Here is a 20,021-nt window from a genome sequence, read left to right on the forward strand (position 1 = left end):
ATTTTTCTCGCCCATGACGGCATCTACGCGGAACGGCGACAATTGGTTTCGCGTTGGTGCGGAAAATCTCTGCTGAGCCGAGAAAAACCGGACACGATGAAACTTATTGCGACCGATGCTCGTCAGTAATGGAAAGCAGGCGATGAATGACAGACGAAATCGGCGAGGATTTTATGACATTTCACGATACCGGCAGCGGTGGGGACCGCTTGAACATTGCGGTCATCGGCAGCGGCATTTCGGGTCTTTCCGCGGCGTGGCTGTTGTCGCAACGCCATGACGTGACCGTTTTCGAAGCCGCCGACCGCGTCGGCGGCCACAGCAATACGGTCGAATTTCAGGGCGCGAGCGGCCCCGTGGCGGTCGATACGGGCTTCATCGTTTACAACGAGGTCACCTATCCTAACCTGACGGCGATGTTCCGCATGCTGGCAGTCCCGACGGTCGCCTCGAACATGTCCTTTGCCATCTCGCTCAACGAAGGCGGTTTCGAATATTCCGGGGGCACCGGGCTTGGGCTTTTTGCGCAGCGCTCGAATATCGTCAGCCCGCGGTTCTGGTCAATGATGCGCGATCTTTTGCGTTTCTACCGCAATGCGCCACGCGATCTCGAAGCGATGAACGGTATTTCGCTGGACGATTATCTCGATCGCAATGGTTATGGCCGCGGTTTTCGCGAGGATCATCTTTATCCGATGGCCGCTGCCATCTGGTCCACGCCGGCCGTGAAGGTGGGCGAATATCCGGCCGCCAGCTTCGTTCGCTTTTGCCGCAACCACGGTCTGCTGGAACTGTGGGATCGTCCGGTCTGGCGCACCGTCAACGGCGGAAGCCGCGAATATGTAAAACGGCTGACCCGGACATTCGAAGACCGGATTCTCTTGTCCACACCTGTCGCGGCCATTCGCCGTGGCGAGGGCAAGGTCGACATTCATGATATCCATGGCAGGCAGCATCAGTTCGATGACGTGGTGATTGCCACCCACGCGGATCAGGCCTTGCGCCTGTTGTCGGATGCCAGCGAGCGTGAAAAACGCATTCTCGGCGCCTTCCGTTATTCCCGCAACGAAGCGGTATTGCATGGCGATACCAGCCTGATGCCGAAACGACGGGCGGCTTGGTCCAGCTGGAACTATGTCGCCGATACGCGGAAAATGACGGGCAAGGAAACGCAACAGCCGTCGATCACCTACTGGATGAACCGGCTGCAGCCACTGGGCACCGCGTCTCCGACCTTTGTGACGCTTAATCCTTCAATTCAGCCGCGCGAGGAAACCGTCATCCGTCGCGAGGTTTACGAACATCCGATCTTCGACCTCGAAACCGACAAGGCGCAGCAGGATATCTGGTCGCTTCAGGGCGTGCGTAACACGTGGTTCTGCGGGGCGCATTTCGGGTCAGGTTTCCATGAGGACGGCATTCAGGCCGGATTGGCGGTGGCCGAAGATCTGGGCGGCGTCAGGCGTCCATGGCAGGTGGAAGAGGAAAGCGCGCGTATCGTGCGCAGGCCGGTGACGCGGCCCTTGCGCCAGCCGCTCATCGATCTGCAGGGTGAGGTGCCGGCATGAGTGCCGGGCAGAAATCGGCCCCGAAATCGGCCTTGTTTCCCGGCCATGTCACGCATGCGCGGCTGAAGCCGAAGGAGCACCGGCTTGCCTATCGCATCTATTCGCTGCTGCTCGATCTTGATGAACTTGATGAAATCGACCGAAGACTGAAGCTGTTTTCGGTGGACCGGTTCAATCTGTTTTCCTTCTATCGCAAGGACCGCGGCGATCGCACCGGTTCCGATCTCAAACGCCAGGTCGAGCGGTCCATGCGCTCTGTGGGGATCGAACCGGATGGCGGGCCGATCCGGCTTCTGACCATGCCGCGGCTGCTGGGCTGGGCCTTCAATCCGCTCAGCGTGTTCTTCTGCTACGGCCGCGATGAAACCCTGCGCGCCATCCTCTGGGAAGTCGACAACACTTTTGGCGAACGCCACGGCTACATGATCCCGGTCGAGGACGGAGCCAGCGGTGAGATCGTCCAGCATTGCGACAAGGCGTTTTATGTCTCGCCCTTCATGGACATGGATCTGCGTTACACATTTCGGGTTTTGCCGCCTGCGGAAAAACTCTCCATCCGCATCGAGACCTTCGATGCCGCCGGCCCGGTGCTGACGGCGCGCCACCTGGCAAAGCGCACCGAACTGACCGATACGGCGCTTCTAAAAGCCTTTTTCGCCATCCCGTTCCTGACGTTGCGCGTGGTCGGCGGCATCCATTGGGAAGCTTGGAAAATATGGGCGAAAGGTGTCGGTCTGCGCATTCGACCCAAGCCTCCGCAAATGCCGGTGTCTTATGTCCGGGCCACCTCAAGCCATAATCCATCTCCACGGAAGGTCGAAGTGAATGAGCCAGTCTGACGATTTTTCCGAGATGATGTTTGCTAACCCAGGTGAAACCGCGCGGCTCGGCCTTGGTGGACGCGTGACGGAAAAGCTGATCCGCCATCTTCGCTATGGTCACCTCAAGGTGGTGCTGCCATCCGGTGCCGTGGTGGAAAAGACCGGGCCGGAACCCGGCCCCGATGCGACGATCGTCATGCGTCGCTGGCGCGCGTTGAGACGGCTTGTGACGGCCGGTGATATCGGTTTTGCCGAAGGTTTTATCGACGGCGACTGGACGACGCCTGATTTGACGGAGCTGATCCGCCTTGCTGCCCGAAATGGCGAAGCACTGGCGCCTGCCATCGATGGTCATGTCGTCATGCGGCTCGCCAACCGCATCGGCCATTTGCTCAATGCCAACACCAAACGCGGAAGTCGCCGCAATATCGAAGCGCATTACGATCTCGGCAATAATTTCTACAAGGAATGGCTCGATGCCTCGATGCTCTATTCCTCCGGTATCTTTGACGAGGACACGTCTACACTCGAAGCCTCCCAGCGAAAAAAGCTCGATCGCATCCGCGAAAAACTCGATCTTGAAGGTGGGGAAAGCGTGCTGGAAATCGGCTGCGGCTGGGGTGCGCTTGCCGTGGACCTTGCCGCCCGGGCCAAAGCCAATGTGACGGGGATCACGCTTTCGCCATCGCAGCTGAACTGGGCAAGAACTGCGGTTGCCGGTAATGGCCTGTCGCAACAGGTTGATCTGCGGCTGCAGGATTACCGCGATGTGCATGGAAAATTCGACCGCATCGTATCGATCGAAATGTTCGAGGCGGTTGGGGAGGCCTATTGGCCGGGTTATTTCGATACCCTGAAACGCTGCATGAAAGCCGATGGCCGCGCGGTCTTGCAGATCATCTCCATCGAGCCTGCGCGTTATGCTTCCTATCGCGGCAAGGCCGATTTCATTCAGAAATACGTCTTTCCGGGTGGTTTCCTTCCCTCGGATCAAGCCTTGGCGGCTGCTGTCAACGCAGCGGGTCTGAAACTTCGCGAAGTCGAGCATTTCGGCAAATCCTACGCCCGCACGTTGCTGGAATGGCGCATCCGCTTTCTGGCGCGCTGGCCGGCCATCGCAGCGCAAGGCTTTGACGAACGCTTCCGCCGGCTGTGGCTCTATTACCTCTGCTACTGCGAAGCGGGTTTCGAGGAAGGCAGCGTCAATGTCGGGCTTTATACGATCGAGCACGCCTGAAGGTGAGTGGAGGAGAACCGGGATGAAGAATGCGATTGCGATCTCGATGTTTCTGACCGTCGGTTTTGCCGGCATCGCCGGGGCTGCCGACTATGATGGCCAATGGGCGCGTGGCGATGGCAATGCACGTGTTTCGATTGCACCTTGCGGCTCGGATATCTGCGCCACCAACACCTGGATCAAGCCCGGCACGCCGAAGGAAAAGAAGGGCGACAGGCTGGTGATGACGATCGCGCGCGGTGCCGATGGCAGCTACTCGGGCAGCGCGTTCGATCCGCAACGGGACATGACCTACAAACTGACGATGACGGTGAACGGCAACCGGATGACCACGAAGGGCTGTGTGGTTGCGGGGCTCATCTGCAGGAGTGTCGAGTGGACCAAGGTCGTCGATACCGCAAAACAGGGATTATGAGGAGCAAGCGATGAAAACCTATGTCACTGCCTATGCCGTTGCGGCGATTGTTTTTCTCGTCGTCGATTCCGTCTGGCTTAGCACGATGGCGGATCGCTTGTACCGGCCGGTCATGGGCGACATGCTGGCGCCGAAATTCCGCCTTGCGCCGGCAATCGTGTTTTATGTGCTTTTCATCGGCGGTCTGACCTTTTTGGCGATACGGCCGGGTCTCATGGCGGAATCGGTCTGGACTGGTGTCATCCACGGCGCGGTTTTGGGCTTCATCGCTTACGCGACCTATGACCTGACCAATCAGGCGACGCTGAAAAACTGGTCGACCTCACTGACGATCGCCGACCTGATCTGGGGCACGTTCGTTTCCGCCCTCGCTGCGGGCGCGGGCACATGGGCGGCCCTGCGTTTCATTGGCCCGCCGAGTGCCTGATAGGGCTTTCAGAATGCAGGTTTAGACGCTGCGTCCAGATGATTTTGGGAATAATCTGCCTGCTGCCCCGATAGCCGCTGGCGATACCGGTCTTTCGCCGCAACCAGATGCGCCCGCATTGCGTCCCGGGCGGCATCGCCATCGCCGGCAGATATTGCCTGCAATATGCGAAGATGTTCGCGCTGCAGGCCGCCAAGATAATCGGCCGACAGAACCTCCACCGAATACCATGGCGAACTGCGGTCGCAGGGAATGGTGCGGTCGCCCAGCGCATCGAGAATTTCGACGTAGAATTCATTGTTGGTGGCAGCCGCGATCTCGCGGTGAAAGGCAAAATCCGCCTTGCCGGTAGGCTCGCCCTGTTTCAGCAGGGCTTCGAATTCAAAAAATGCTTCCTGTATGCGCGCTTCCTGCGAGGGGCTGCGGCGCTGGGCGGCAAGACCGGCGCTTTCGATCTCGATACCCATGCGCACTTCCAGAACATTGACCGCGCGGCTGATGCGGTTGCCCATGTCGGAGGTCATCGCGCTTATTTTTAACGTCGGATTGTCGATGACAAAGACACCGGCACCGTGGCGCACTTCCACCATGCTGTCGGCTGCAAGCGCTGCGACGGCCTCGCGCACGACCGTCCGGCTGACGCCGAAAAGTTCGGTCATGCGCGTTTCCGTCGGAAGTCTCTCGCCGACGAGGTAGTCGCCGGCGAGAATTTGTGTGCGCAATTGCTGCGCAACATTTTCGAAGAGTTTTGGTCTTCGTTCCACGCGCATGTCCGTTGGGTTTGCACGCATATGTTTTTCCTATCGGAACACGCTCGGAAGCCAGAGCGAAAGAGCGGGAATGTAGGTCACCAGCAGCAGCACGACGATACCGGCACCGTAAAATGGCCAGATCGAGCGCATCGCTTCCCACACGGATATCTTTCCGACCGCGCAGGCGACGAACTGCACCCCTCCCACCGGTGGCGTGTTGAGGCCGATACCGTAGTTGAGGATCATGATCACCCCGAAATGCACCGGGTCGATGCCATAAGCGACCGCGATCGGCAGGAAGATCGGCGTGGTGATGATGATCGTCGGGCCCATGTCCATGAACGTGCCGAGCACCAGCATGATCACGTTCAGGAGAAGCAGGATCATGATCGGATTGTCGGACAGCGTCTGCATCCACATGACCAGCGTTGTCGGCACGCGCAGGAAAGCCATCAGCCAGGAGAAGGAGGCGGCGCAACCGATGATCAGCAGAACCATGGCGGTGGTGCGCACCGCGCCCATCGTGGCATGCACGAAATCCTTCCAGGTGAGCTGGCGATAGACGAGCGTGGTGATCAGCAGCGCATAGATGACGGCGATGCAGGAGCTTTCCGTGGCAGTGAAAATGCCGGAGCGCACGCCGCCAAAGATGATGGCGATCAGCAACAGGCCGGGAATGGCGACAGCGAGAAGATGCAGCGCCACCATCAGGCCTGGAAAAGGCTCGGTCGGATAACCGCGCTTGGCAGCGACGAGATAGGCCGTCACCATCAAAACGGCGGCAAACAGCAGGCCGGGAATGATACCGGCGGTGAAAAGGTCGGCGATGGAAATCTTGCCGCCCGCCGAGATCGAATAGATGATCATGTTGTGCGAAGGCGGTAAAAGAAGCGCGATCAGTGCTGCCATCGAGGTGATATTGACGGCATAGTCCGCGCCATAACCGCGCGCCTTCATCTGCGGGATCATCAATCCGCCGACAGCCGCCGCTTCCGCGACAGCCGAACCGGATATGCCGCCGAACAGGGTGGAGGTGACGATGTTGACCTGTCCAAGCCCGCCGCGCAAATGGCCGACGATGGAGGCCGCGAAGGCGACGATACGCCCGGCAATGCCGCCACGCACCATCAGGTCGCCGGAATAGATGAAAAAGGGAATGGCGAGCATGGAAAACACGCTCATGCCGGAATTCATGCGCTGGAAAACGACCAGCGGCGGCAGGCCCATGTAAACGACGGTCGCCAGGCTGGAAATGCCGAGGCAAAACGCGATCGGCGTACCGATCAGCATCAGCAGCGTGAAGGAGCCGAAGAGGATCCAGAGTTCCATTCTATCATTCCCCCTTCGCCGAGCCGGGCAGGTTCAGCCGGGCCGCATCTTTCTGAACGTCTTCGATGTTTTCTAGTTCGACCGCGATTTCGGTCGGTGCCATTTCGTCCAGCGCCTCATCCACCGGGGCGCCCAGCGTGCGGGCGACAACCCGTTCCAGCGCAAACAGCGTGATCAAAACGCCGCCACCGACGATGGGCACGTAATCCCATGCTCCGGATATGCCGAGTGCCGGCATGGTCGTTGCCGCAGTGAGGCCGATGAGCTTGCCGCCATACCAGACCATGCCGATGCCGAAGACGAAAATGACAATGTCGGAAATCATCCGCAGCCACTTCTTGCCCGCCGGTGGCAGCACATAGAGCAGCACGTCGAAACCCATGTGATTGTTCTCGCGCACGCCGACGGCGGCGCCGAGAAAGATGAACCAGCTCATCAGGATCACCGCGCCTGCTTCCGTCCAGCTCGGTGAATCGTTCAGGACGTAACGGCAGAAAACCTGCCATGCGACGATCGCCGTCATCACGACGAGGCCGATGCCGGCAAGGTAGAGAACCAGCGTGTTGAGTTTTGAAAGGATGGGCAATCCTGTCTTGAGATGCGCAGACATGGGTAAGCGTCTCCTGACCTTTCCGATATGCGAAAAGGTTGGACGAAAGTCCGAGATGGCGTGTTTCGGAAACGATGGACCCACCCCGCCATTAAAACGGGGTGGGAGCAAAATTTACTTGGTGGCCTGTACGTCGGCGACCAGCTTCTTCAGCACGTCATCCTTGACGTGCTTGTCGTAGACCGGCTTCATCGCATCGATAAAACCCTGCTTTTCGACAGTGTTGATCTGGGCTCCGGCCTTTTCGACGATAGCCCTCGATTCATCCGTCTTTTTGGCCCAGAGTTCACGCTGCTTGGCAACGCTGTCCTTGGCGGCCTGCTTGAACAGGGCCTGATCTTCCGGCGTCAGCTTGTCGAAGGCGGCCTTGTTCATGACGAACACTTCCGGCAGGATCGTGTGCTGATCCTCGGAGAAATATTTTGCGACTTCGAAATGCTTGGCGGTGTCGTAGCTCGGAAAGTTGTTTTCTGCGCCGTCGATGACGCCGGTTTCGACGGAGGAATAGACCTCGCCGTAGGGCATCGGCGTTGCGTTTGCGCCGAGTGCTGCGGTCATGTCGACGAAGATATCGGACTGGATGACGCGGAACTTCAGGCCCTTCATGTCAGCCACGGTTTTGATCGGCTTTTTCGAGTTGTAGAAAGAGCGCGAACCGGCGTCATAAAATGCCAGTACAACAAGACCTGCCGGCTCGAAAGCGGCCTTGATCTGTTCGCCGATCGGGCCGTCCATTACCGTGTGCATGTGTTCTTCCGAACGGAAGATATAAGGCAGAGCCGGCACGATGGTTTCCTTCACGGTGCCGTTGAACGGCGCCATGGAAACACGGTTGAGTTCGATGACACCGGAGCGAACCTGCTCGATCGTGTCCTTTTCCTCACCCAGCTGCGCCGAGTGATAGACCTCGACGGAATACCGGCCGGCGGTGCGCTCCTTGATCAACTCGCCGAAATATTTGACGCCCTCGACGGTCGGATAACCATCCGGATGGGTGTCGGACGATTTCAGCACTGTCTGTGCCGCAGCCGTTCCCACCATCAGCAGCGACGCGATGGCGACGCCGGACAACAGTTTGGTCATATGCAACATTTCATCCTCCCAGATCGCGGACGCATGTCCGCTGTTGCTCCTACAAAAAATCACACGGCGAGACGCCATCGCGATGTATCCGTCGCAATGCCCTTACGCATCAGCAGTGGATTAATTCAGCCGTTCCTCCTACGGTTGAACCCAATTGGTAAAAGGCAAAATTGATCATGTCAACATACCAAAAAGTATCAGATGTATGATGACTTTTTGGTCGCGTGGGCGGCACCTGGCGGTTAGTGTAAGTCTCGACTGAAACGACGACGGTGGAGGATTGTCCGTGTCCGGTTCCGGAAAATTCCGCGCAGGTATCATCGGCCTCGGCATGGCCTGCCCGCCGCATGCGCAAAGCCTGCTTGATCTTGGCCAGGAGGTTGATATCGCGGCTGCATTCAGCCCCAGCCCGGAGCGGCGTGCGACGTTTGCAGAACGGTTCGGGCTGCCGGTGGTCGACAGCGGCGATGAGATTTTCAATGATCCCTCGATCGATTACGTCATCATCCTCACACCGCCGAATACCCATCTTGAACTGGTGCAACGGGCAGTACATGCGGGCAAACATGTGCTGCTGGAAAAACCGCTGGATGTCACTTACGAACGCTCACAACAGATCGTCGATCTGGCCTCCAAAGCCAATATCAAGCTCGGCGTGGTATTTCAGCGGCGGTTTCGTCGCACGTTTTCCGAAACGGCAAGGCTTTTGGCCGAAGGGGAACTCGGCGAGATTGTTTCCGTCTCGATGCGGCTCAGCAACTGGCGCCCGCAAAGTTATTACGACGAGCCGGGCCGGGGAACGATCACGCGCGACGGCGGCGGCGTGTTGCTGACGCAGGCGATCCATACGATCGACCAGATGATCACGCTGGCAGGGTTGCCGACGCAGGTCTCCGCTTTTGCTGTCACAAGCCCGGTGCATGACATGGAAACCGAAGACCTCGTGCATGCCACGATGCGCTTCGACAATGGTGCTGTCGGCTCCCTCAGCGCGACAACCGCAGCCTATCCCGGTTATCCGGACGAGATAGAAATTCTGGGAACGAAGGGATCGGCCCGGCTCGGCAGCGATAGCGGTACGGTCGCCCTGATGGATGGACGGCGGATCGATTTGGCCGACGCCGTAGATGGCGGTGGTATCGGTGCAGATCCGATGGCGTTTTCGCATCACAACCATCTGGCGCTGCACAAGGCCTTTATCGAAGCTTTGCGCGACAACCGCGAGCCCATGGCATCAGGTGACCAGGCATTAAAGGCACATCGGCTGATCACCGCGATCCTGCGCGCCTCGGAAGAAGAAAAGATGGTCAGCGTCTGAAATTATATCCAGCCCAGCGCCTTGGCGGCTCGTATCGCTTCCGCCCGGCGCGAGCAGCCAAGCTTGCGAAACAGGTTGCCGACGTGGAACTTTACCGTCACCTCGGCAATGCTCAGCGTATGGGCGATCTTCTTGTTGGGCATGCCGGCGGCGATCAGTTGCAGCAATTGCGCTTCGCGTTGCGATAGTCCGCCATGCAGCGCCTTTGCCTGCGGTGAGTTGACGGAGGAAGCGAAGATGGACAGCGCCATGCGAACGTCGGACGAGGTCTCGATGAAGGCGCGGATACGCTGGTCATTGAGAAGAGGCGAGAGAAACAGCCGTTCTTCGGAAAGCACGCCGTTGCAACCGAGCCGTGTCGCGGTTTCCAGCGCAGACAGCAGTTGCGCGCGCGCCGTGGCATTGTCGCGCCGCTGGTGTGAGACGTAAGCCTGCCAAAGCTGCAACGCCACCTTTTCCCGGTTGGTCACTTTGGGATTGGCAATCAGCGCACCGATCTGGTGGGGCAGGTAGGCGCGCGGTGTGGCGATGTGCACGGCGTCGCGCAACCAGGCCATGGCATGGGCGATCTCGTCGCGGCGGGAAAGGCGGGTCAGTTCGTCGGTGGCGCTGTCCACCCAGTTGCGGCCGATCGGCATGCGGATGGCGGTCAGCGTTGCGCTCGCATCGGCCCAGCGATTGGCATTCTGGTAGGCGATGGCGGTGCGGATCTCCATCATCGCGTGGAACTGCAATCCTTCGGACAGATGGATCCACAAACCGTCAAGAAAGCCGGGGCGGATGGTCATGGCAAAATGATCGCCCAGAACCTGCGAGGCGTAATGCAGGGCAAACTGCATCAGGCTCGGCCAGATTTCGGCGGCGGCGAAGGCTTCGAAGTCGCTCTGCACGAAATCCAGAAGCTCGCGCGGGCGCCCGGATTCGTAAGCGAGGCAAGCTTCCACTAGTCGCAACATGCGAAACTCCTGCTCGGCCTGATGCGGCACTGCCTCCAGCCGGTCGCGTGCTTCCTGTGCAGCGCGCCGTGCCAACAATGCATCGCCGCTCATCAGCCGCAACACGGTCTGGTGCAAATGGATGAAGAACTCCAGAAGCGGCTGGCCGCCACGTTTGCGCAGGTAAACGAGCGCGCGGGCCGCGGCGGCTTCCGCCTCGCGAAAATTGCGTCGACGGACTTCGAATTCGAGGATGGCGTTATAATAGCCCGACCATTTTCCGTAATCGCCGAGCGGATAATCGGCCATGAATTCGCCGAGCCGCGTAATCATCGCATCTGATGGCGTCAAATCCTCGCTGATCATCAGGTTGAGACGAAAGGTGCGGGCGGCGAAGGAAAAGCGCGAGTTGCGGTTCAGCACTTTCAACGGATCGAGATAATCATGCCCCATATGCCGCGATACCAGGTGTCGCACGCGGGACAGTTCGCCCTGCTTGAGAAGGCTGCGGGCTACAGCAAACAGGACCGTTTCATTGGTCGCCATGATCGGTTGGGAAAACCGCATGATGATTGTCTGAAACGTCTCCACGCTGCTGCGATAGATCAGTTCGCGGCCATGAGCACGTTCGAGGATTTGTGCCGCGTGTTCTTCATGGCCATGGTCGAGAAGCAGGTCCATGGCGGCAAGCGGCCGCCCGGCACGCTCCAGTGCGGAGGCGATATCGATAACTGCGCCACCGGCGACCAGCGTCGAAAGACGGTCCTGAACGGCGATACGAAGAAGGCGCATGAGGTCGGCATGCCGCTCGGGTGCACCGGTCAATGCCGGCGGCAAAAAATCCCGCCAGTCGCCGGCGGCCTCGGGTGTGGGGTTGTCGAGCCAGAGCGAAAGTTCGGCAGTCTGCGCCGGGGATAGTGAGGCCAGAAACGTTTCCCGCAGATAGGCTGTGCAGGTCTCGTCATCCGGTTCGGCGGCAATGGTGAGAAAGCCCGGCCAACCGGCATAACCTTCCATCAGGCGTAAACGCTGTGTTGCCGGGAGATCGGTGAGTTCCTCCAGTCCAAAGCTCAGGTCCCGCCCGGAAAACGTTGCCGCCCCATCATGCATGATGCGGCGTGCGAGACCGCTGATCCGCTGTTCGGGACGGCAGGCGATGATGATGTGGCTGGTGCTGTCGAGAGCCTGTGCCGGAAGCCGGGCAGATCGTGCCGTCACTGGCACGTCCCAGATCAGAATGCCGCCCCTTATATCGTCCATGCGCGGCTGATGGATGGAGCAGATGCGGTTACCCAGTTTCTCAGCGAGCATGCCCAGGATAACGGATTTGCCGGCACCGGCTGGGGCACGCAGAAATGTTATCGCGCAAGTTTTGGAAAGAATTCGATCGACAATCTGCGGGCGTGGAAACGAATTGGGCATCTGCACGCAATATCGCGAAAAGTGCCAATGACCTATACCATGACAGTTAAAAACTATACTTTTTAGCCATTGTTGACATGCGATTGCTCGGAAATGCTGGCCTCAGTTCAGTGATGCACGAGGACCAATCCGCCGATGCAGCAACATCCGTTGATCGCCATTCTCACCAGACTGGGCACGTTCGTGCTGGTGATGATTGCCCTTTCGATCATGATCTTTGTGCTGGCGCGCGTCGTGCCCGGGGATCCGGCCCGCATGGCGCTTGGCCCGGCCGCCACGACCGAACAGGTCGAGGCGCTGCGCCAGCAGATGGGTCTCGATCAGCCGCTGGCGATCCAGTATGTCGATTATATCGGCAAGGCTCTGCGTGGCGATCTCGGCATGTCGCTGGTATCGCAGCGTCCTGTCTCCGCAGACCTCGGCCAGACCGTACCGGCGACGCTGGAACTGGTTCTGGTCTCGGTCATCTTCATGTTCGCCGTTGCCATTCCGCTCGGCGTCATCATGGCGCATTACCGGGATCGCGCCGTCGATCATGTCGGACGCCTTCTGTCGCTCACCGGCGTCACCATTCCAAGTTTTCTGTTCGCCATCACGCTGCAGCTCATCGCCGCGCGTTTCCTGTCCGGCTGGCCGATCATCGGCCGGCTCGACCACAGTCTCGGCTGGACCGGTGGCCCGACCGGGCTTTTGATCCTCGATGGTCTGCTGATGGGGCGCCCGGATGTGTCGCTGAATGCATTCCAGCATCTGCTTTTGCCGGCTTTCGCGCTCTCCATGGCCGGTATCGGCCAGATCACCCGCATCACCCGTTCGGCGATGATCGAGAACCAGCGCAAGGACCATGTGCTGACGCTGAAAAGCTTTGGCGTGCCGGAGCGCGTGATCATCTTCAAATATCTGCTGAAACTGTCGTCCATTGCGCCGCTCACCATCATGGGGCTGGAATTCGCCTCGCTGATCGGCAACGCCTTCGTCATCGAAATGGTGTTCGCCTGGGGTGGTTTTGCCTCCTACGGCCTGCAGTCGATCCTGCAGAAGGATCTTAACGCCGTCACCGCCGTGGTGCTCGTCGCCGGCCTGTTCTTCATCGTCGCGAACCTGATCGTTGATGTCCTCATCACGATGATCGACCCGCGCCTTCGCCGCAAGGAGGCCCGCTGATGGCCGATATCAAGATGCTCGATGCCAGTGATCGGGGCCTCAGCGCCGGTTACATGATGTGGTATCGCTTCAGCCGCAATCCGGCGGCCGTCATCGGTGCGCTGATCGTCTTTTCGGTGATCTTTCTGGCGGTCTTCGCACCGTTTTTGACGCCTTATCCGAAACATGTCGGCGCTGTGGTGGATTTTCGCGCCCGCCATCTGCCGCCGGATGCGGCCCACTGGTTCGGTACCGACAAGGCCGGTCGCGACATCTTTACCCGCACCATTTTTGGCCTGCGTATTTCGCTGCTTCTGGTCATCGGCGTGCTCGGCATTTCCGTGCCGATCGGTGCGGTGCTTGGCCTGATGGCCGGTTATTTCGGCGGCTGGACGGAAAAGTTCATCAGCGGCCTGACCAACGTCATGCTGGCCATGCCGCCTCTCGTCATGGCGTTGGCGGTCTCCAACCTTCTCGAACCGACGCTGATGAACGCCATGATCGCCATCACCCTTCTGTGGTGGACCTGGCATGCGCGCCTCATCTATGCCGTCTCCAAACAGATCGCGTCCGAAGATTATATCGAGGCGGCGCGGCTGGCCGGTGCCGGTCCGATGCACATCCTTTTCCGCGAAATCCTGCCCAATTGCGTACCGGTCATTTCGGTGAAGACCACGCTCGATGCCGCCTTCGTCATCCTGTTCGGCGCAACCCTCAGCTTCCTCGGCTTCGGCGTGAAGCCACCGATCCCGGACCTCGGATCGATGGTGGCTGATGGCCGCCAGTTCATGCCGGATTTCTGGTGGGAGGTTCTCTGCCCCGGTGCGGCCGTCCTTTACACGACCCTCGGTTTCAACCTGCTGGGCGATGGCCTGCGCGACATGTTCGATGTGGAGAACTGAGCGATGACCGCACCTCTTCTGCCCCTTTTGAATGTCGAGAACCTGACGGTTTTCTTCACCACCTATGGCCGTACGCGTCAGGTTCTCAACAATGTCTCCTTCAGCGTGTCCGCCGGCGAGCGCGTGGCGCTGATCGGTGAGACCGGTTCCGGCAAATCGGTGACGGCCAAGGCGATCATCGGCACGCTGGCGAAAAACGCCTCCATTCAATCAGGCGCCATTTCGTTTGGCGGCCGCAATGTGTTCGAAATGCCGCGCGGCGAACGCGAAAGCATGAAGGGCAGCGCATTTTCGCTGATCATGCAGGACCCGTTGTCGTCGTTTAATCCGGTCTTCAAGATCGGCACGCATCTCGATGACGTCATGCGGTTTGCCGACAAGCGCGAGGGCAAGTCGTCGTCGCGCTCCGAACGCCGCACCCGCATCGCCGCCGTGCTGCGCCGCGTGCAGCTGGCCGATACCGATCGCATCATGAACGCCTATCCGTCCGAACTGTCGGGCGGCATGCGCCAGCGTGTGCTGATCGGTCTGGCGCTCCTGCACCAGCCAAAACTGCTGATCGCCGACGAACCGGGCACCGCGCTCGACGTGACGACGCAGGACGAGATTCTCAACCTTATCAACCAGCTGGTGGTCGAGGAGAACATGGCGCTGCTGATGATCACCCACAATCTCGGTGTCGTCCGCAAGGTCGCCGACCGGGTCGTGGTCATGCATCACGGCGATATCGTCGAGACCGGCCCATGCGCGGAAATCCTGTCGGCACCGAAAGAGCCCTACACGATCTCGCTGCTGGATGCTGTGCCGCCGCTTTACGGATCGCGGGTCATCGACCAGAAGGGCAGCGAACACCCGCCCATCGTCACGGTCGAAAACCTCAACAAGATCTACGGAAAACGCCCCGGTTTCCACGCCGTGCGCAATGTCGACCTGACCTTGCGCGAAGGCGAAGTTCTGGGCCTTGCCGGTGAAAGCGGTTCGGGCAAGACCACCGTCGCCCGCATGGTCATGGGCCTGATCGATCCGACCACCGGCAAGATCGCCATTGATGCGCCGGCGCCTGCCAAGGGCAAACGGTTGACACAGATCGTCTACCAGAACCCCGGTACCTCGCTGAACCCGAAGCGCACGGTCAAGCAGACGCTCAGCTTGCCGCTGAAATCGATCGGCCTCGATAGCGCCGCCCGCGAGGCGCGCATGATCGAGCTGATGGGTCTCGTGCGCCTGCCGCAATCCTATCTCGGCAAATATCCGCACGAACTTTCCGGTGGCCAGAAGCAGCGTGTGGCGATTGCGCGTGCGCTTGCGGCGGAACCAAAGATCCTGATCCTCGATGAGCCGACGGCAGCACTCGACGTGTCGGTGCAGAAGACGGTGATCGAACTGCTTTTGCAGCTGCGTGAGGAACTTGGCCTCACCTACCTGATGATCTCCCACGACCTGTCGCTGATGCGCAATTTCTGCTCGCGTATCGCCATCATGCTGCGCGGCGAGATCATCGAGGAAGGCGCGACGCCTGACGTCTTCGCGGACCCCAAACATCCCTATACCCGCGCGCTCATCGCGGCGATCCCGGTCGTCAGCGATGAGGAGGAGCGCCAGAAACCTGTCGTGACCGAAGAAGAGCGCACGCGCTTCCTCGTCAAGACGACTGATTGAGAGGAGCTGACGTGTATCGCGTTGGAATTGACGTTGGCGGCACCAATACGGATGCTGTCGTTCTGGAAGGCAAGACGGTTCTTGCCGGCGTAAAGGCATCGACCACCGAGGATGTCACCTCGGGCGTGATCGAAGCGCTGGAAAAGGTCATCGAGGCCTCCGGCATCGATCGGCAGCGCATCGCCGGCGTGATGATCGGCACCACGCATTTCACCAATGCGGTGATCGAGCGCCGGCATATGGAAGAGGTCGCGGCCATCCGCCTCGGCCTGCCTTCCGGCGCCGGTCTGCCGCCGATGGTCGACTGGCCGGATGATATCCGCGAAATCGTCGGCAATCACGGCTATCAGGTGCGCGGCGGTTATGAATTCGACGGTCGCGAAATCGCCCCGCTCGATGAAGACGAAATCGTCCGCATCGCCGGCGATATCCGCGCCAAGGGCCTGAAGGCTGCTTCCGTCACCTGCGTGTTCAGCGGCATCAACGATGCGATGGAACAGCGCACCAAGGAAATCCTGCAGCAACATTGCCCCGGCCTGCCGGTGGTGATGTCGAAGGATATCGGTCGCCATGGTCTGCTCGCGCGCGAAAGTGCGGCGATCATGAATGCCAGCCTTCTGTCGCTGGCCGACCGCACGGTGGCCGCTTTCGGCAAGGCGCTGGAAACAGCGGGTATCACGGCCCCGTTCTACATCACCCAGAACGACGGCACGCTGATGGCAGCCGATGTGGTGCGTTCCTTCCCGGTTCTCACCTTCGCATCCGGCCCGACCAATTCCATGCGCGGCGCGGCTTTTCTCACCGGCCTCAAGGATGCCGTCGTGGTCGATGTCGGCGGCACCACGTCCGATGTCGGTTCGCTGTCGCACGGTTTTCCGCGTCAGGCATCCACGACTGTCGATATCGGCGGCGTACGCACCAATTTCCGCATGCCGGATGTTTTCTCCATCGGTCTCGGTGGCGGTTCGCTGGTGGTTGAAGGCGACAAGGGCGTGACCATCGGCCCGAAATCGGTCGGTTACCGTGTCCGTCAGGATGCGCTCTGCTTCGGCGGTTCGACCCTCACCACCACCGATATCGCCGTTGCCTCCGGCAAGGCCGATATCGGCGACAAGGCACTCGTTGCCGGCGTGGACAAGGCGCTGGTGGAAGCCGCGGCGAAAAAGATCGACGCCATGCTGGAAGCCTGCGTCGAGCGCAGCCGCATTTCCTCGACCCCGGTTCCGGTGATCGCCGTCGGTGGCGGCTCGATCCTGATGCCGGACAAGATCGGCGATCTCGACGTCATCCGCCCGGATAATTTTGCCGTTGCCAATGCGGTTGGCGCAGCGATTGCCCAGATCAGCGGTGAAACCGACCGCGTGTTTTCGTTGATCGATGGCCGCACCCGCGAAAGCGCGCTGGCCGAAGCGGAAGCCGAGGCCCGCGAAAAGGCGATTGCTGCCGGTGCCGTTGCCGAAACACTCGAAGTCATCGAACGCGAGGACACGCCGCTGGCCTATCTGCCCGGCAATGCCACGCGCATTCACGTCAAGGTCGTTGGAGAAATGGGAGGCCATGGTGGCTGAACCGCGCAAGCTGAAATACGACGAAGCCAATCTGCGCACGCTGACCGTCGGGGATCTCGATGCGCTGGAAATCGGCGCCGGCATTCTGGGCACCGGCGGCGGCGGCAATCCCTATCAGGGCAAGCTTCTGGCGCTGGAAGCCATAAAGGCCGGTTACGAGCTGAAGATTCTCGGCACCGACCAGATCGAGCCGGACGCCTTGTGCATGTCCATCGGTGGTATCGGCGCGCCTGTCGTCGGCACGGAACGTCTGCGTGAAGGCCGTGAGGGCCTGCGTTGCCTGCGCGCCATGGAAGACCTGATCCGCCAGCCGATCGATGCCATCGTCTGCGAGGAAATCGGTGGCGCAAACGCCATCAACCCGCTGGTGACGGCAGCACTCGGCGGTCTGCCGATCCTCGATTGCGACGGCATGGGCCGCGCTTTCCCGGAAATGCAGATGACCACCTTCTCCATCTACGGCCACAGCTCGACGCCATCTGTCATGTGCGACCTGCACGGCAATGCCGTCATCTTCAGCCACGCCGTTTCCGAAGTCTGGCACGAACGCATGGCCCGCGCCTGCGTGGTGGCGCAGGGCGGCGGCGCGATGCTGGCAACGGCACCGATGCAGGCGCATTTCGTGCATCGTTACGGCATTCCGAAAAGCTATACCAAGGCGATTGCCCTCGGTCAGGCCGTTATCGATGCACGCAAGGCACAGGAAGATCCGATTGCCGCCGTCTGCGCGCTTGAAGGCGGTCGCCGTGTCTTCAACGGCAAGATCACCGATCTGAAGCGCCATCTGCGCGGCGGCTTTGCCGTCGGTGAAATGGAACTGGCAGGCTTTGACGATTGCACCGGCCAGACCGCCGGCGTCGCCATCCAGAACGAGTTCCTGATCTTCCGCCGCAACGGCAAGGTCGAGGTCACCGTACCGGACCTGATCGTGCTGCTGGATGTCGATACCGGTTACCCGATCACCACCGAAATGCTGCGTTACGGCCAGCGTGTCGCGGTGCTCGCCATTCCCTGCCACGACCTGCTGCGCAGCGCCCAGGCGCTCGAGGTCGTCGGGCCAAAAGCATTTGGTTATCCCGAACTCACCTTTTCTCCGCTGCCGTCGATCGCATCTCAGGCAGCCTAAACATAAGCGGGCGTTCCGCATCCAAGAGAGGAACTGGCATGAAAACGAATTCGAAAATGTCCCGGCTGACAGCGCTTGCGCTTGGCACCGCGCTTACGCTTACGATGCATTCCGCATCTGCCTCGGCTGCCGACGAAAAAGTGTCGATCGCCGTCAACACGATGCAGATCTTCTCGTCGCTCGATCCGGCCAAGGTGACCGATTACACCGGCTATATGGCGATCGTGAACATGTATGACGGCCTCACCACCGTCAGCCCGTCGGGCGAGATCGTGCCGCATCTGGCAAAATCCTGGGATGTGTCCGAGGACGGCAAAACCTATACGTTTCATCTGCGCGACGATGCGAAATTTCAGGATGGCACACCCGTCAAGGCTTCCGACATCGCATGGTCGGTGCAGCGCCTGATCGGCATCAACAAGGGGCCGTCCAACCTCGTTGTAGGCCTGATCAAGCCGGAAAACATCACCACGCCGGATGACAAGACCGTCGTTTTCAAGCTGGAACGCCAGTTCTCGCCGTTCATGTCGGTGACGCCGATCTTCATGGCGATGAACCAGAAGCTGATCGAGGCCAATACCAAGGCCGAAGACAAGTGGGGCGAAGCCTATGTCGGCGAACATTCCGCCGGTTCCGGCCCGTACAAGCTGGTCAGCTACAACCGCTCGGCCGACATGGTCATCGCCCGTAATGCCGATTATTTCCTCGGCTGGACCAAGGGCAAGCCGATCGACGAAGTGCGCTTCGTACAGACCAGCGACGATGCCACCGTCAAGGCGCTGGCCGAAAAGGGTGAGCTTGGCCTGACCTCGCACGGCCTCGGCAACGACACTTATGAGGCGATCGGCAAGATGGACGGCTACAAGCTGATCCAGACCCGCACCGCCGGGGGTTTCGTCATCAAGCTCAACACCAAGGTCTATCCGACAGACGACGTGCATGTGCGCCGTGCCATCGCTTATGCCACCGATTACAAGACCATTCAGGAAGTCATCTATCCCGGCTTCGACATGAAGGGACCGCTGTCGGATGCGTTCAAGGACGCCCATAACGACGGCATCGCGCCGGGCGTGTTCGATCTCGAAAAGGCCAAGGAAGAACTGGCGAAGTCCAAATATGCCGGTCAGGAGATCAGGCTGGTCAACAGCTATGTCGCTTCGCTCGCCTTCGAGGCGGAAGTGGCGCTGCTGATGCAGGCCAATCTCGAACAGATCGGCATCAAGCTCGATATCAAGCCGGAGCCATGGAACCGCATCGTCGAAATGTCGTCCAAGGTCGAAACCACACCAGCCTCGACCCAGGTCAACGTCTCGCCGAGCTACCCTTCGCCGGATGCGATGTTCTACAACCAGTATCACTCCAAGGCTGCTGGCACCTGGTGGTCGATGGAATGGCTGCAGGATCCGGAAGTCGACGCGCTGATCGACAAGGCGCGCGGTGAAACCGACGTGGCTGCCCAGAATGCCACCTACAAGGAACTGCAGACCAAGATCGCCGATCTGCAGCCGGATGTCTGGGCCGTTGCTCCGAACCGTCGTTACGGCGCCAACAAGTGCCTGCAGGGTTACGCCTTCATTCCGATGCAGAGCTGGGACCTGAATTTTTCGAACTTCCATTGGGACTGCAAGGCGAACTGATTTCGTTTTGCTCTGACCAATTTCCGGTCCGCATTTTTGTGCGGACCGGCTTCTGCCATCGACTGCATG

At 59.8% G+C, this 20,021-nt stretch carries 17 protein-coding genes; 12 read left to right on the top strand and 5 right to left on the bottom strand.

Features of this window, described 5'->3' with window-relative positions; all coding sequences use genetic code 11:
- Positions 1–173 precede the first annotated feature (173 nt).
- The 5 genes from J2T09_RS02210 to J2T09_RS02230 are packed head-to-tail and all read left to right on the top strand — an operon-like array spanning position 174 to position 4,468.
- The gene (locus J2T09_RS02210) at positions 174–1,568 is read left to right on the top strand and encodes an NAD(P)/FAD-dependent oxidoreductase (protein WP_306830800.1); all 1,395 of its coding nucleotides are present in this window, start codon (positions 174–176) and stop codon (positions 1,566–1,568) included.
- The gene (locus tag J2T09_RS02215) at positions 1,565–2,407 is read left to right on the top strand and encodes a DUF1365 domain-containing protein (protein WP_306830582.1); all 843 of its coding nucleotides are present in this window, start codon (positions 1,565–1,567) and stop codon (positions 2,405–2,407) included. The genes J2T09_RS02210 and J2T09_RS02215 overlap by 4 nt, the downstream gene beginning before the upstream one ends.
- Positions 2,394–3,626 (top strand): class I SAM-dependent methyltransferase, encoded by a 1,233-nt coding sequence (locus J2T09_RS02220; protein ID WP_373458352.1) that lies wholly within the window; start codon positions 2,394–2,396, stop codon positions 3,624–3,626. Before J2T09_RS02215 ends, J2T09_RS02220 begins: the two co-directional genes overlap by 14 nt.
- A gap of 22 nt (positions 3,627–3,648) precedes the next feature.
- Positions 3,649–4,041: a DUF2147 domain-containing protein gene (locus J2T09_RS02225; protein ID WP_306830584.1), complete on the top strand. Its 393-nt coding sequence runs from the start codon at positions 3,649–3,651 to the stop codon at positions 4,039–4,041.
- Between the two features lie 10 nt (positions 4,042–4,051).
- The gene (locus J2T09_RS02230; RefSeq protein ID WP_306830586.1) at positions 4,052–4,468 is read left to right on the top strand and encodes a DUF2177 family protein; all 417 of its coding nucleotides are present in this window, start codon (positions 4,052–4,054) and stop codon (positions 4,466–4,468) included.
- An 8-nt stretch (positions 4,469–4,476) separates the two neighbouring features.
- On the opposite strand, the gene J2T09_RS02235 is transcribed toward J2T09_RS02230, so the two are convergent.
- The 4 genes from J2T09_RS02235 to J2T09_RS02250 form a co-directional block, all read right to left on the bottom strand.
- Positions 4,477–5,259, bottom strand: a complete 783-nt coding sequence (locus tag J2T09_RS02235; RefSeq protein WP_306830588.1) for a FadR/GntR family transcriptional regulator — start codon at positions 5,257–5,259, stop codon at positions 4,477–4,479.
- 9 nt (positions 5,260–5,268) lie between these two features.
- Positions 5,269–6,549 carry a TRAP transporter large permease gene (locus J2T09_RS02240; RefSeq protein WP_306830590.1) on the bottom strand — a complete coding sequence of 427 codons (1,281 nt, stop codon included), beginning with the start codon at positions 6,547–6,549 and terminating at the stop codon, positions 5,269–5,271.
- Between the two features lie 4 nt (positions 6,550–6,553).
- Positions 6,554–7,159 carry a TRAP transporter small permease gene (locus J2T09_RS02245; protein WP_306830592.1) on the bottom strand — a complete coding sequence of 202 codons (606 nt, stop codon included), beginning with the start codon at positions 7,157–7,159 and terminating at the stop codon, positions 6,554–6,556.
- Positions 7,160–7,273: 114 nt separating this feature from the next.
- Complete coding sequence (locus J2T09_RS02250) at positions 7,274–8,242, bottom strand: TRAP transporter substrate-binding protein (protein ID WP_373458360.1); 969 nt, start codon at positions 8,240–8,242, stop codon at positions 7,274–7,276.
- Between the two features lie 286 nt (positions 8,243–8,528).
- On the opposite strand from J2T09_RS02250, the gene J2T09_RS02255 reads away from it, so the two are divergent.
- Complete coding sequence (locus tag J2T09_RS02255; RefSeq protein ID WP_306830596.1) at positions 8,529–9,560, top strand: Gfo/Idh/MocA family protein; 1,032 nt, start codon at positions 8,529–8,531, stop codon at positions 9,558–9,560.
- A gap of 2 nt (positions 9,561–9,562) precedes the next feature.
- Here J2T09_RS02255 and J2T09_RS02260 read toward each other — a convergent pair whose 3' ends face one another.
- On the bottom strand, positions 9,563–11,917 hold the full coding sequence (locus tag J2T09_RS02260) for a helix-turn-helix transcriptional regulator (protein ID WP_306830598.1): 2,355 nt from the start codon (positions 11,915–11,917) through the stop codon (positions 9,563–9,565).
- Between the two features lie 135 nt (positions 11,918–12,052).
- Between J2T09_RS02260 and J2T09_RS02265 the strand changes: the two genes are divergently transcribed.
- Genes J2T09_RS02265 through J2T09_RS02290 form a run of 6 tightly spaced genes read left to right on the top strand, consistent with a single transcriptional unit; the run spans position 12,053 to position 19,952 of the window.
- Positions 12,053–13,081 carry an ABC transporter permease gene (locus J2T09_RS02265; protein WP_306830599.1) on the top strand — a complete coding sequence of 343 codons (1,029 nt, stop codon included), beginning with the start codon at positions 12,053–12,055 and terminating at the stop codon, positions 13,079–13,081.
- Positions 13,081–13,962, top strand: coding sequence for an ABC transporter permease (locus tag J2T09_RS02270; protein WP_306830601.1), 882 nt, complete (start codon positions 13,081–13,083; stop codon positions 13,960–13,962). Before J2T09_RS02265 ends, J2T09_RS02270 begins: the two co-directional genes overlap by 1 nt.
- Before the next feature lie 3 nt (positions 13,963–13,965).
- Complete coding sequence (gene nikE, locus J2T09_RS02275) at positions 13,966–15,621, top strand: nickel ABC transporter ATP-binding protein NikE (RefSeq protein WP_306830603.1); 1,656 nt, start codon at positions 13,966–13,968, stop codon at positions 15,619–15,621.
- Positions 15,622–15,632: 11 nt separating this feature from the next.
- Positions 15,633–17,189, top strand: a complete 1,557-nt coding sequence (locus tag J2T09_RS02280; RefSeq protein WP_306830605.1) for a hydantoinase/oxoprolinase family protein — start codon at positions 15,633–15,635, stop codon at positions 17,187–17,189.
- Positions 17,182–18,315, top strand: a complete 1,134-nt coding sequence (locus J2T09_RS02285; protein WP_306830804.1) for a DUF917 domain-containing protein — start codon at positions 17,182–17,184, stop codon at positions 18,313–18,315. The genes J2T09_RS02280 and J2T09_RS02285 overlap by 8 nt, the downstream gene beginning before the upstream one ends.
- 38 nt (positions 18,316–18,353) lie before the next feature.
- Positions 18,354–19,952, top strand: a complete 1,599-nt coding sequence (locus J2T09_RS02290) for an ABC transporter substrate-binding protein (RefSeq protein WP_306830607.1) — start codon at positions 18,354–18,356, stop codon at positions 19,950–19,952.
- Positions 19,953–20,021: the final 69 nt, after the last annotated feature.

The sequence above is a fragment of the Neorhizobium huautlense genome, from assembly GCF_030811685.1.
Classification (GTDB): Bacteria; Pseudomonadota; Alphaproteobacteria; order Rhizobiales; family Rhizobiaceae; genus Neorhizobium; species Neorhizobium huautlense_A.

Coding starts and splice junctions, on each gene's coding strand:
- nikE (WP_306830603.1), top strand. CDS start 13,966: ATGACCGCACCTCTTCTGCCCCTTTTGAATGTCGAGAACCTGACGGTT.
- J2T09_RS02270 (WP_306830601.1), top strand. CDS start 13,081: ATGGCCGATATCAAGATGCTCGATGCCAGTGATCGGGGCCTCAGCGCC.
- J2T09_RS02260 (WP_306830598.1), bottom strand. CDS start 11,917: ATGCCCAATTCGTTTCCACGCCCGCAGATTGTCGATCGAATTCTTTCC.
- J2T09_RS02220 (WP_373458352.1), top strand. CDS start 2,394: ATGAGCCAGTCTGACGATTTTTCCGAGATGATGTTTGCTAACCCAGGT.
- J2T09_RS02225 (WP_306830584.1), top strand. CDS start 3,649: ATGAAGAATGCGATTGCGATCTCGATGTTTCTGACCGTCGGTTTTGCC.
- J2T09_RS02240 (WP_306830590.1), bottom strand. CDS start 6,549: ATGGAACTCTGGATCCTCTTCGGCTCCTTCACGCTGCTGATGCTGATC.
- J2T09_RS02235 (WP_306830588.1), bottom strand. CDS start 5,259: ATGCGTGCAAACCCAACGGACATGCGCGTGGAACGAAGACCAAAACTC.
- J2T09_RS02245 (WP_306830592.1), bottom strand. CDS start 7,159: ATGTCTGCGCATCTCAAGACAGGATTGCCCATCCTTTCAAAACTCAAC.
- J2T09_RS02230 (WP_306830586.1), top strand. CDS start 4,052: ATGAAAACCTATGTCACTGCCTATGCCGTTGCGGCGATTGTTTTTCTC.
- J2T09_RS02250 (WP_373458360.1), bottom strand. CDS start 8,242: ATGACCAAACTGTTGTCCGGCGTCGCCATCGCGTCGCTGCTGATGGTG.
- J2T09_RS02215 (WP_306830582.1), top strand. CDS start 1,565: ATGAGTGCCGGGCAGAAATCGGCCCCGAAATCGGCCTTGTTTCCCGGC.
- J2T09_RS02290 (WP_306830607.1), top strand. CDS start 18,354: ATGAAAACGAATTCGAAAATGTCCCGGCTGACAGCGCTTGCGCTTGGC.
- J2T09_RS02265 (WP_306830599.1), top strand. CDS start 12,053: ATGCAGCAACATCCGTTGATCGCCATTCTCACCAGACTGGGCACGTTC.
- J2T09_RS02210 (WP_306830800.1), top strand. CDS start 174: ATGACATTTCACGATACCGGCAGCGGTGGGGACCGCTTGAACATTGCG.